This window comes from Chryseobacterium sp. NRRL B-14798, from assembly GCF_050470705.1.
Classification (GTDB): Bacteria; Bacteroidota; Bacteroidia; order Flavobacteriales; family Weeksellaceae; genus Chryseobacterium; species Chryseobacterium cupriresistens.
In genome coordinates, this window is the sequence record NZ_JBFLUL010000005.1 from 168,066 (window position 1) to 179,862 (window position 11,797).

General features: G+C 36.4%; 12 protein-coding genes and 5 tRNA genes. 12 read left to right on the forward strand and 5 right to left on the reverse strand.

Going from position 1 to position 11,797, the window contains the following annotated elements; translation table 11 throughout:
- Window positions 1-256: 256 nt before the first annotated feature.
- Both AB1278_RS01240 and AB1278_RS01245 read left to right on the forward strand, forming a co-directional pair.
- A complete protein-coding gene (locus tag AB1278_RS01240; protein WP_429811905.1) occupies window positions 257-1,225 on the forward strand; it encodes a quinone oxidoreductase family protein in 969 nt (322 codons plus the stop codon).
- A 207-nt stretch (window positions 1,226-1,432) separates the two neighbouring features.
- Window positions 1,433-2,815, forward strand: a complete 1,383-nt coding sequence (locus AB1278_RS01245) for a tetratricopeptide repeat protein (protein WP_227943862.1) — start codon at window positions 1,433-1,435, stop codon at window positions 2,813-2,815.
- A gap of 45 nt (window positions 2,816-2,860) precedes the next feature.
- Here the strand turns inward: AB1278_RS01245 and AB1278_RS01250 are convergent, their stop codons facing one another.
- The 4 genes from AB1278_RS01250 to AB1278_RS01265 are packed head-to-tail and all read right to left on the reverse strand — an operon-like array spanning window position 2,861 to window position 5,731.
- The gene (locus tag AB1278_RS01250; RefSeq protein ID WP_343642614.1) at window positions 2,861-3,727 is read right to left on the reverse strand and encodes a hypothetical protein; all 867 of its coding nucleotides are present in this window, start codon (window positions 3,725-3,727) and stop codon (window positions 2,861-2,863) included.
- A gap of 47 nt (window positions 3,728-3,774) precedes the next feature.
- Window positions 3,775-4,653, reverse strand: a complete 879-nt coding sequence (locus AB1278_RS01255) for a DMT family transporter (RefSeq protein ID WP_343642612.1) — start codon at window positions 4,651-4,653, stop codon at window positions 3,775-3,777.
- Window positions 4,640-5,293: a leucyl/phenylalanyl-tRNA--protein transferase gene (gene aat, locus AB1278_RS01260; protein ID WP_202842248.1), complete on the reverse strand. Its 654-nt coding sequence runs from the start codon at window positions 5,291-5,293 to the stop codon at window positions 4,640-4,642. Before aat ends, AB1278_RS01255 begins: the two co-directional genes overlap by 14 nt.
- Before the next feature lie 60 nt (window positions 5,294-5,353).
- Entirely contained in the window at window positions 5,354-5,731 is a 378-nt protein-coding gene (locus AB1278_RS01265) for a DUF3127 domain-containing protein (RefSeq protein WP_041461994.1), read from the reverse strand.
- Window positions 5,732-5,909: 178 nt separating this feature from the next.
- Here AB1278_RS01265 and AB1278_RS01270 point away from each other — a divergent pair.
- The 9 genes from AB1278_RS01270 (at window position 5,910) to AB1278_RS01310 (ending at window position 10,601) form a co-directional block, all read left to right on the forward strand.
- Window positions 5,910-5,991 (forward strand) — tRNA-Leu (locus AB1278_RS01270).
- A gap of 4 nt (window positions 5,992-5,995) precedes the next feature.
- A tRNA-Gly gene (locus tag AB1278_RS01275) sits at window positions 5,996-6,071 on the forward strand.
- 6 nt (window positions 6,072-6,077) lie between these two features.
- A tRNA-Leu gene (locus tag AB1278_RS01280) sits at window positions 6,078-6,161 on the forward strand.
- Window positions 6,162-6,280: 119 nt separating this feature from the next.
- A tRNA-Leu gene (locus AB1278_RS01285) sits at window positions 6,281-6,362 on the forward strand.
- Window positions 6,363-6,439: 77 nt separating this feature from the next.
- Window positions 6,440-6,523, forward strand: a tRNA-Leu gene (locus tag AB1278_RS01290).
- A gap of 369 nt (window positions 6,524-6,892) precedes the next feature.
- Complete coding sequence (locus AB1278_RS01295; protein WP_343642609.1) at window positions 6,893-9,397, forward strand: hypothetical protein; 2,505 nt, start codon at window positions 6,893-6,895, stop codon at window positions 9,395-9,397.
- A 2-nt stretch (window positions 9,398-9,399) separates the two neighbouring features.
- Window positions 9,400-9,747, forward strand: coding sequence for a YrhB domain-containing protein (locus AB1278_RS01300; protein ID WP_343642607.1), 348 nt, complete (start codon window positions 9,400-9,402; stop codon window positions 9,745-9,747).
- 81 nt (window positions 9,748-9,828) lie between these two features.
- A complete protein-coding gene (locus AB1278_RS01305; protein ID WP_429811911.1) occupies window positions 9,829-10,170 on the forward strand; it encodes a hypothetical protein in 342 nt (113 codons plus the stop codon).
- Window positions 10,171-10,250: 80 nt separating this feature from the next.
- Complete coding sequence (locus AB1278_RS01310; protein WP_343642601.1) at window positions 10,251-10,601, forward strand: hypothetical protein; 351 nt, start codon at window positions 10,251-10,253, stop codon at window positions 10,599-10,601.
- A 51-nt stretch (window positions 10,602-10,652) separates the two neighbouring features.
- On the opposite strand, the gene AB1278_RS01315 is transcribed toward AB1278_RS01310, so the two are convergent.
- Window positions 10,653-11,273 carry a helix-turn-helix domain-containing protein gene (locus AB1278_RS01315; protein WP_343642599.1) on the reverse strand — a complete coding sequence of 207 codons (621 nt, stop codon included), beginning with the start codon at window positions 11,271-11,273 and terminating at the stop codon, window positions 10,653-10,655.
- 124 nt (window positions 11,274-11,397) lie between these two features.
- Here AB1278_RS01315 and AB1278_RS01320 point away from each other — a divergent pair, with 124 nt between their 5' ends.
- Window positions 11,398-11,793, forward strand: coding sequence for a molecular chaperone Tir (locus tag AB1278_RS01320; protein WP_343642597.1), 396 nt, complete (start codon window positions 11,398-11,400; stop codon window positions 11,791-11,793).
- Window positions 11,794-11,797 lie beyond the last annotated feature (4 nt).

Sequence of the window (11,797 nt, forward strand, 5' to 3'; positions counted from 1 at the left end):
AAATAATATGTATTGTTGAAAATGCTCGCAATGGCGTTCCACTCAGCAATGGTCACTATTCTTTGCTGAACGAAGTGCCCTTGCGAACAAATAATAATAACAATATTATGTTTCCTAGCGACCGCAGCGTTTCAACTCTATTACTGGATTTATAAACTCCCAGCCTCCCACTTCCTGCTTCCTTTCCAAAAACTCATAACAAATGTTATCGCTTTACAGCCTTCTCCCCTCCTAATTTTGTATAAAAATTAAAAGAATGAAAGCAGCCGTAGTATTTGAAAAAGGAAGCACTCCTCAATATGCAGATTTCCCGGAACCTGAAGTACAGGAAAATGAAATTTTGATTTCTGTAAAAGCCGCATCAATTAAAAATCTCGACAGGGCCAGAGCAGGCGGAAATCACTATTCAACCGAAAACCAGGAACACCGGCCAACGGTTATCGGAACAGACGGAGCAGGATACCTTGAAAACGGAGATAAAGTGTATTTTTTCAGCAAAAAAGGAACCGTAGCGGAGAAGGCCGTGGCTGATAAAAAAATGATCATTCCCATTCCTGAAAAACTGGACTTTTCTTTGGCGGCCGCATTACCCAATGCAATAATGGGATCCGCAATGGCCTTAAAATTCAAAGCAGGATTGCAACCGGGAAATACTGTACTGATTAACGGAGCAACTGGAATTACAGGGAAAATTGCCGTTCAGGTGGCCAGAATATATGGAGCAGGTAAAATTATTGTTACCGGTAGAAATGAAGAATCTCTGCAGTCTTTGCTTGAATTAGGTGCCGATGAGGTGATTTCGCTCAGGCTGGAAGATGATGATTGTAAGCAGAAAATAAAAGAAATTCATATGGAAACTCCTATAGATATTATTATAGACTATATCTGGGGGCATTCTGTAGAAGTTATACTGTCAGCTCTTAAAGGAGACGGAACTTTTTCGCATAAAACAAAACTCATAACAATAGGAGGAATGAGCGGTGATATCGTTCAGCTGTCTTCACAGATCCTAAGAGGAACCGATATTCAGATTTCAGGATCAGGATTGGGAAGCTGGACTAAAGAAGAATCTCACCTCCTGTTCTCAAAAATCATCCCTGAAATGTTTCAGGCAGCAACAGAAGGAAAAATTAAAATGGAAACACAGGATGTTGATATTAAAAATATCGAAACTGTATGGAATGCTGAGATACAAAGTGGAAAACGCCTGGTCATAAGAATTTAACCCCAATTTCCGTTTTTTTATCCACAATCCTTTTATCGGTTTTCTTTTTTTACTATTTTTATAATAGAAATTTATGAAATGGAATATTCAAAAAAAAGTTGCAACTTTGCATAAATATTTGAATATCAGTTTCAGATATATTATTAATTAAACGTTTGCCGAGGTTTGTAAGCAAATTCAGACATCAGGCCGACAAAGAGGACACTATTGGAAGAGTATTTTGGAAATGAACTTGTAAAAAAGTTCGAGGAAATGATGGAAAACAATGACGAATTCTACTTTGATACAGAAGAGTTGGAAGATATCATTGTTTATTATTTGGAGCTTGGTGATTTTAATTACGCTGACATGGCTGTTAATTATGGACTGAAGCTTCACCCTAATTCGTTGGATATTAAGATCAAAAGACTTGAAATCCTTCTGGAATGGGAAGACTATAATACGGCGAAAGAACTTATTGACGAACTGAAAGGCGCTTCTATGGAGAATACAGACTTTTTGGTTTGTTACGCCAAGTATTATTCGAACCTAGGAAATCCCAGAAAATCCATTGAAATCTGCAAAAAAGCTTTGACATTAGAGGAAGAAGAAAACTTTCTCCACAACTTTATTGCGGACGAATATGTGAATCTCGGAGATCCTTTTAACGCTCTTAAACATTACAGGAAAGCACTGAAGGAAGATCCTACGGATGAATATTCGCTGGAAAATGCTATGGTATGCTTCAGTGACCTGAATAAGAGTGAGGAGGCTATTGCCTTTCTTAATGAATATTTAGATGAATTCCCTTATTCTGAAACCGCCTGGTTTGAATACGGACAATTCTATTTTAACAGAAAAAATTATGATGAAGCGATAAGAGGCTACGACTATTTACTGGCAATCAACTCAAACTCTGTAGGAGTATATGCCAATAAAGCAGCTTGTTATGAAGCTTTGGGACAATACCAGAAGGCGATCGAAACGTATGAAGAAATGCTGGAGCTGGAATACACGAAAGCATTTACTTATTATAAGATCGGACTATGCAATAAGGCCTTAAAACAGCCTATTTTAGCTTTAAATGCATTCCAGAAATCATTAAGAGAAGACCCTCAGTTTTATCTTGCCATGATGGAACAGTCTTATCTTTACGAAGAAATGGGAGGAATGTCTGAAGCATTGCATTTTGCCAAAGAAGCTACCCAGCTGAATGAAAACAATCTTGATTATCAAAAGAGATTAGCGTTCTTATTCATCGATTCAGGAAAATTTGAAGAAAGCCTTTCCTGTCTTAAAAAACTGGTAGATGCAGAACCTTCAAGGTTTTACAACTGGTATGCCTATTCAGAAGTTTTGATGTTGGTAGGAGAGTATGAAGATGCGGTAACAGTCTTGAACAGAGCCATAAAAAAACATTACAGAGCAGAGCTTTTTTATCAGCTGAGCAATTGCTATTACAATCTTAAAGATCAGGATAAAGGTTTTGAATCTCTTCAAAAAGCATTGGAACTTGATCCTTCTTTAGCAAAGGATATGCAGAAAAAATATCCTTTCATTAAAGATGAGGTGAAAAAGGTAAAAGCCAGTAAAGTGAAGAAAAAGAACTAGAATAACCTAAAATAAAAGAAAAACCTGCAGAAATGCAGGTTTTTTTTATTGATAATTGTATTCGTAGAAAAACTTATCCGGGACAATGCTGTTCGGGTTTCCGTTTGTATCAAGCGATTGCCTGCTTTCTTCAGATGGGTAACCGGCAGTATTAAAAGTTGTTGTATACTTATGCTGAGTTGTTCCGGTTGCTGTTCCCCCTCCGGCTGTAGTTTGGGTAAATTCTCCCTTATAAGCACTTAAGCTGTTCTTGATATTTGAGAATAGCATGCTTATGCCATCGCTGCTCTCATTTCCATTAAAGATAATTTTGTCAAAACCTTTTACATTTTTGAAAGGATAGTTTTTATCCGTGTATGTATAAGTCTCTTTTTCTGTATAGTTAACGGTATTTCCATTGACAATTCCGGTTCCTGAGCCTGCATTGCTTACCATATTTCCATTATTATACGTGATTACACTGTTGATAATAGAAGAACCTGCCGCTCCTGAATTCGTTTGTTTTTTTACGCTGATTTCTGTAGTACTGGTATAGGTATAAGTAAATGTAACAGTGTTCTGTACGGTTCCGGTTGTAGAATATTCCTTCGTAACCGCTGTTGACATACGCCCGTTATTATATCCATATTCAACAGTGCTTTCAAGAATATTATTTTCGTAATGTTTAATGCCTGTAATATAATCATCGGTATACGTGAACTCAATTCTTTGCCCGTGATTAATATTGTTAATCATGCTGATGATTTTAGTTCCGTTGTAATTGATTTTCATGACAATCCCATCCATTGTCATCTTCGTAGGAAGAATCACATTTTGATTAGAGGGATCACTGTTATCAAAAGGAGTATCGTCAGCATTGTAACAGGAAAGTAAAGATAAGGCTGCGGACCCCAAAAGTAGAAGTTTTTTCATAGTTATAAGTTAAATCACCCAAATATAATTTAATTTATAATATGATTTTATTTTTTTGGATTTGTTCTTAAAAAGATGAGCCCGGCAATAATAATTCCAGCTCCTGCAAATTGTAAATAGGTCAGTTTCTCACCATCAATTATTCCCCAGATAATAGCAACAATAGGCATCACTAAAGTTACTGTGGATGCAAAAAGAGGAGAGGAAACTTTAAGTAAACGGTAATTCATCATCATCGCCAGACCTGTTCCGAAAACAGATAACAGACTGACAAACATAAGTCCCATCAGATTATCCTTCGAAAAGCTGAATTCCGAAAAGAATCCCGTACCTGTCAGCGCAAGAATGGAAGGCAGCAATAAAACAAAAGAAAATACAAAAGCAGATAAAACCGTAGAAGAAACCTCCATAAGCTTTGATTTTACAGTGGTTGTACTCAGTGCATAACATAAAGTAGCCAATAAAAGGAGCAGAATAGGGATCATTTTCAACTCTCCGCTGTCGCCTCCGCCAAAAGCCAGAATGCATACCCCCGTAAAGCTTATAAGTGTTCCTATGATCTGTTTTTTTGTCGTTTCAAACTTCCATACCAATGCGCCCACAATAATCACAAAAATAGGCATCATTGAGTTGATAATTCCGGCAATGCTGCTGCTTACTTCAGTTTCTGCAATCGGAAATAAAAACATAGGAATGAAATTTCCTGTAAAAGCAGCCAGAATTAACCACTTCAGATGTTTTCTGGGAAAAAGTTTATAATTGGAAATCGCGACCGGAAGTAAAATAATTCCGGCAATAAGAACCCGTAAAGAACCTACCTGAAACGGATTAAAATGTTCCAGTGATTTTTTGATCAAAATAAAAGATGATCCCCAGATAATACTCAGGACAATCAGAAGAACCCACTTTTCTTTATCTGCGTTCATTATTTTCGTGTAAGATTTTTAGAAATTCTTTTTTGGGAATCATTTTTGCCCCCAAGCTTTCCAGGTGTTCTGTATGGGATTGACAATCAATTAACTCAAGGCTGTTTTTATTGCTTTCCACAAAGTTGATAAAGCCCGCTTTTGAAGCATTACTTACCTTGGCAAACATGCTTTCTCCGCAGAATACATTTCCAATCTGCAACCCGTAAAAACCCCCTACAAGTTCTCCATCCTGCCATACTTCAATACTTTTGGCCAAACCGTATTGATGAAGCTGGATAAAAGACTCCATCAGTTCATCAGAAAGCCACGTTCCCGACTGCCCTTTTCTTGTAGCCTGCTGGCAATTTCTGATTACCTCCCTGAAATTCTTATTCTCGGAGAAAGTAAAAACATTTCTGTTGAGTATCTTTCTCATAGATTTTGAAACTTTTAATTCTTCAGGAATAAGCACAAACCTTGGATCGGGACACCACCAAAGGATTTCCTCTCCGGGGTTGTACCAGGGAAAAATACCGAGCTGATAAGCAAACCAGATACGCTCTACGGACAGGTCGCCACCAAAAGCAACCACTCCCTCATGGCCATCATACAGCTCCGGGTCGGGAAATGAAATCTCGTTTTCGTCTAATCGGACCATTTTTAGCAAAAAAATCCCACTTCAAAAAGCAGGATTTATAATTGATCTTTTATTCTTTAATTAGAAAGGTAAATCATCATCGTCGTCTCCGGCAAAAGGATTCTCATTAGAAACCGGGGATGCAGACTGCTGAGGCATTGCCTGAGTAGGTTCTGAAGCATTATCAAAAACTTTCTCTACTCTCCACCCTGTAATAGAGTTGAAGTATTTAGTTTCACCCTGCGGAGAAACCCATTCTCTACCTCTGATGTTGATTCCTACCTTTACGTTTTCTCCTTCTTTAAGGTTATCTAATAAACTGATTTTATCAGATAAAAATTCTATGTTTATCGGCTGTGGATACTGTTCCTGGGTCAAAATAACCATTTCTCTTTTTTGAAACCCGCTCGCAAATGTTTGAGCATCAAAAAGTTTCTTTACCGTTCCTTGTAATTCCATATCGTAAATATTAACGATGTAAAAGTAAGAAAATGAAATGTAATAAAAGAAGCTGTGAAAAAAAAATGTGGAAATTTTATTTTTTTTTCCTGAAAAGTTTGGTAGTAAAGGAAATTGTCCTATATTTGCACTCACAAAAACGAAGCAAGCTCTTTAAAACTTACAATATAAAAAACCAGCGGATGTGGTGTAATTGGTAGCCACGCCAGACTTAGGATCTGGTGCCGTGAGGCGTGGGGGTTCGAGTCCCTTCATCCGCACTATGCGAAAATAGCTCAGCTGGTAGAGCACAACCTTGCCAAGGTTGGGGTCGCGGGTTCGAATCCCGTTTTTCGCTCCACACCATGCCCTGGTGGTGGAACTGGTAGACACGCAGGACTTAAAATCCTGTGTCCGCAAGGACGTACGGGTTCAAGTCCCGTCTGGGGTACAAGACCCTCTGTAATATCTTACGGAGGGTTTTTTGTTTTAATAGAGAGTGTTCTTTAAATAAAAATCTTATATTTGTAAGAAATCAGGTTGAATCTGAGTATTCAGATCAGCGAATCAGCGGATGTGGTGTAATTGGTAGCCACGCCAGACTTAGGATCTGGTGCCGTGAGGCGTGGGGGTTCGAGTCCCTTCATCCGCACAATTCGAAAAGGGCTCTTTAGAGTCGTTAAGAAGGTTGGAACCTCTGGTTCGAATCTTTTTTTTTGCCCACACCATGCCCTGGTGGTGGAACTGGTAGACACGCAGGACTTAAAATCCTGTGTCCGCAAGGACGTACGGGTTCAAGTCCCGTCTGGGGTACAAAGCCCTCTGTAATTTATTACGGAGGGCTTTTTTGTTTCTAATAATCACAACTATTTATTCGGATTTATTATAAGGTGTGTTTCAATCATAGCCACTTTGATTGATCTGTTTATAATATTAACCAAGATTTCAAAAATTAAGTGATGTTTGCTTTTAAATTTTAATACGTCAAGTTCTGTCGTTTTCCGCACTGATATTTGTGACAATAAAAACACAAATATGAAATTCAATATCAAAGTTAGGAAGATTCTGTGCCGGGTATTATAGAATTTAAGGTTAAAATAATCCTGATCAGATATTTGAATCTTTCCCTAAACTTTGTTTCGATTTTCATGCTGAATTTTTATTAACCTAAAATTTTAAGCAATGAACTATGACAATTATTTTAACGATTTTGATGACTTCGATGAAACGAGTAAAAGAATCCTGCAATCTTTCTCAAATCATTTGGTGTACAGTGAATCTTTTTTAAGCAAAACACTAAAACAACCCACGGATTTACAAAAAGAAACCTCTTTACCATCCACTTCGCCTTCGGTTTCAGATATTTCAGACTGGCAGACGGATGAATATATCAATCTGGAACTTTTGGTTTCAAAAATTAAGTATGCCAACAGTGGAATGAGGGATTATATTCTGGAATACAATCCGAATGATTATCAATCTAATACTCAAAGCAAGAGTCTTTCACTTCCGGGCAAAAATTTCATCAGGCTGAAAGCTTATCTGAACTCAAAAGCAGAAAGTGTCTCAGTAAAATGGAGCCAGACCCAAATTGCCCAGGAAATAGCAGTAAGAAAAGAAAAAATCTATTACAGAATCAATTTTTTCTATGGAAAAAGTGACGAAAAGGCAATTATCCTGGAAACCTGTTCTTATCAGGAATTCAGGGATTTGAATATACAGTTAGGGTATGGTAATATTGATGATTATGATGCTGACTACAAATACTTTCTGAAAAATTTTGCTGATGCTCTCAAAAAGTATGAAAACCCTGAATCGCTGAAGTTTATTTACGAAAACATTCCGGACACTATTTTATCCAATTTGTCTGTGCATATTGATAAATTAACATTCTTTAATCATCTTGAAATACTTTCGGACGCAGATGACTCAAATATTTTCAAGGACAGCAGTTCTGCGGTGATACAGGTTTTCAAAGCAATCGGAGATCCGGTTCCTGTTCTTAAGTATTTCCGTGAAAACCCGGGTAAGCTGAACAGAATGTATTACAATTTAGACGGAAGCACAGAATATGAGGGTAAAATGCAAAGCAACCGGATGATCCTGGCCAATATCATGATGCTGTTTTCTCTGTTTGTGAATAATGATAAGCGGAAAAAAGAAGCCCAATCCTTTATTATTGGTAAGGGTTATAAAATCAACAGTGATATTCTTGAAATGGGAATTTTCCAGAGAAGTGATGACCACTACAGAGATACATTTCTCCTGCAGCAGCAGAAAGAGGTACAGCGAAATGTAAAAATAGTACCGAAAGAAGGAGATCCCAATGCAAAAGAGACCGTTACAGAAGATCTGGATGAAGGGACACAGTTTCATCCTCTGGATATGGTGTATCTTACAGATATCAGCGGAGAGAAAGAGAAAACCTATCTGGTGCCTGCTATTTATCTGAAAGCAATGGCAGATGCAGAAGAGTGGGCGGTTGTACAGCAGAACATCCGTATAGCGGCTAATCTTATCGCTATTGTAATTGGTGTTGCCACATTGGCAACCTCCGGAAATCCCTATTTTATTTTACTGGCTGCTGCCGATATTTCTTTGGCGGGGGCTGACCTTACCGTACAGACATTTAAAGAAGAAATTGCTACCTATGAAGGGGGGGCAAAATTTCTGGCAGTCTGGGAAGAGATTTATATGGTGGGAGGTATGGCATTGGCAGGTTTAACTGTTGTAGGTGGTTTTTATACCGGAGCAGCCAAACTGATTGCAAAAATGGCTGACGGAAGTGCTAAGAATTATCTTAAGACTTTGGTATTAAAAGCTGTGCTGGAAACCAATATTTCTAACTTCCAAAGAAATACGATAAAAGTAATCGAACCCCGGGAAATTTTCCTCGGAGCGGAATATAGAGTGCTTGGTAACACCATGGCAGAAAACGGAGTCGTTTTCTTATCCGGACAAAGACAGGGGACATTTTTGAACGCCTATGCTGTTGTGTACAAAGGTGAAGTGATAGAAGAGTTTACTAAAGCAGAAATGCATATGTTCTACAAAAAATGGCGTAAATTACAGGGAGAAAAATTAGTAGAGGAGCTGGAACATCTGGGTGGACATGTGCCGCCAGGCAGCTCTATTGTAGAAACAACCGTTGAAGCAGAAGTAAAAGCATTTATAGAAGGGGAAAAACAATTTTTAAATACCATAATTAAAAATCCTTTTGAAAAGATGAAAGAAGCGATGCCTTATTTTAATCATAAATCAGAAGGGAATATAGTCAAACAAATAGATGATGAGAATTGTGCTAATGTCGTAGAAGCTGTAATAGGATTTTTAAAAACAGGGGAATTACAATTAGCCAAGCCATCGACATATCAATCATTTGATAAAGTAATAGCAAAATGTGGAGGAGGTCGCTTTAGTGATACAACATTTCCTCGTTTAACAAAAGAGGCTATATTAGGAGAAGGTGAAATTGCTATTATTTATGGAGCCAAGAAATACCATCCAAGTGGAATAGTTGATGGGCATTATTTTGTGGCAGTGAAAAAGAATAAGGAATTACATTTATTTGATGGGCAAACAGGTGAATATGTCGTTTATGATGTAAAAAGTATGAAAGCTAGGAACTTTCTCCAAAGAAATTATTTAAACTTTATGTACACAAAAACAGGAAAAATAAAAAATTAGTTATGTTAACAGACAAAGAATTGCTGCAAATAGCAGAGCGTTATTTAAAAAGAAAAGGAGAACGTGGAGATGAGAATATTGAAGTTATGATCTATACAAATGATATTATTAAAAAGCCATATGGTAATATTTACTTCTATAATTCTAAAGAATTTATATTAACTGGAAACTTTAATAAATCATTGATGGGAAATGCTCCCTTTCTCGTAGAAAAAAAAACAGGTAGGGTAGTTGGCTTTGGTACAGCAAGAAGATTAGAAGATTATATAGAGTCTTATGAAAATGGAACATTATCTACATCTTTGCATACTTATTGGTATCCGGACGAAGATAGATTTGATTACAAATAAAATGAAAATAGAAACAGCAGTGAAATTACTGCTGTTTTTTTATTATTTTTCATACTTCAAAATCACAAAACTGAAGAAAAAATGATGTTAACAGACAAAGAAATGCTAGCAATAGCAGAACGTTTTGTAAGAAGAATAGTAGATAAAAATATAGAACCGATAATATTATTGGAAGAAATAATTAAAAAAAACTACGGCAATATTTATCGCTATCAGTCCAAAGAATTTCTTTTGACAAGAGATTTTAATAAAGCACTGGGAGGCAACGCTCCTTTTTTAGTTGAGAAAAAAACAGGAAGAGTGGTTACTTTTGCTTCAGCAATGAGTTTAGAGAATAATGTAAAAGCCTATGAAAATGGAACGATGGGAAAAAGTTTAGACCTTTACTGGTATCCCAACGAAGATCGGTTTGATTACAAATAAAATGAAAATAGAAACAGCAATGCAATTACTGCTGTTTTTTATTATTTTTCATACTTCAAAATCACAAAAGCTGAAAAATTATGTTAACAGATAAAGAAATGCTAAAGATAGCGGAACGCTATTTACAAAGTAGAGCGGAACACTTTGGAGGATTAGATATTGAAGTAGTAATATTGACAGATCATATCATTAAAAAGTCATATGGAAATATTTATGATTATCAATCTAAAGAATTTCTTTTAACAGGAGATTTTAATAAAACATTAGTAGGGAATGCCTCTTTTTTAGTGGAAAAAAGGACAGGAAAAGTGGTTACCTTTGGTACTTCGGTGATATTAGAAAGGCAACTAAAAGCCTATGAAAATGGAACATTATCAACGGCTTTAGACACTTACTGGTATCCTGATGAAGATAGATTTGATTACAAATAAAATGAAAATAGGAACAGCAGTGCAATTACTGCTGTTTTTAAAGACTTAAAACTATCTTTTATTTTCCAAATTCTCCAGTCTTTCAAAAATACCAGTGAAGATATTCTTGTTTCCTGTCGAAAAGTATCCTACAATCTTAAAGTATTCCTGATCGTTTTTGTTTTTTAGTTGATTATCGGTTGCGTATTGAAGGTTTCCATTGATATGAACCAGTAGATTGTTAATAGGTTCTGTTTTCGGATCTGCTTTGTTCAGAAATAAAATATCACCGGATTGATACTGGGGAAGCAGTGTTTTTTCAGGAGAAAACTCATAGACCAGATCAACAGATGCTAATATTTTTTGCAATAGTGCCGTGTTTGGATTATTTTCTTCTGTGTTTGTTTTTGCTTCTTTGCTATTTTGAATAGCCAGCTCCGGGAAAAGCATCAGCTGATCAATGTCTGAAACACTTACTAGCTGGTTTACCTGAAGGGTTTCAGTCAGTAATTTATCAAGATTAAGATTAAAATGATTCGCTACCTTTAGTATAGTTTCTATCTTAGGTTCTGCGCGCCCTTCCTCGTAAGAGCTGATCACTCCTCTGTTTAAATCAAATAAATCAGCAAAAGCCTTTTGGCTTAGTCCTTTCACCTGTCTTATTTTTTTAATATTAGTTCCAAAGAAGCTCATTTTGTCTAATCTTTTTTGCAAAGATAGAGAATCTGGAATAAATAATTGCTAATAATATTTGCAATTTGAAAATTTTATTTTATATTTGTGTAGACGAAAAAAATAAAACACTAAACCAGCCATCATGAGAAATCAAATATTCAGAACGGTTAAAGAATGGTTGTTAGATTATGAGTTCAACATCACGCTGGAGGATGAAGCTCAGAGAATCTTAATCATTGAAAAAGAATCCAACGGAATAAAAAACATGATCCTTATCGTGTCAGACTCTATTCTGATCATGGAACAGTTTCTTTTTGAAATTAAAAATCCCACCGAAAAAATTTTTCTGAGATTGCTTCAGAAAAACAGAGACATTGTTCACGGGGCATTCGCATTGGACGGTACAGGAAGACGTGTGATTTTCAGAGATACGCTTCCCACTGATAACATGGCACAAAACGAAGTAATGGCTTCCATTAATTCTTTAGGAATTTTGGTGGGGGAATTTACAACAGAAATGCTGGAAATGAGTAAGTAATTCA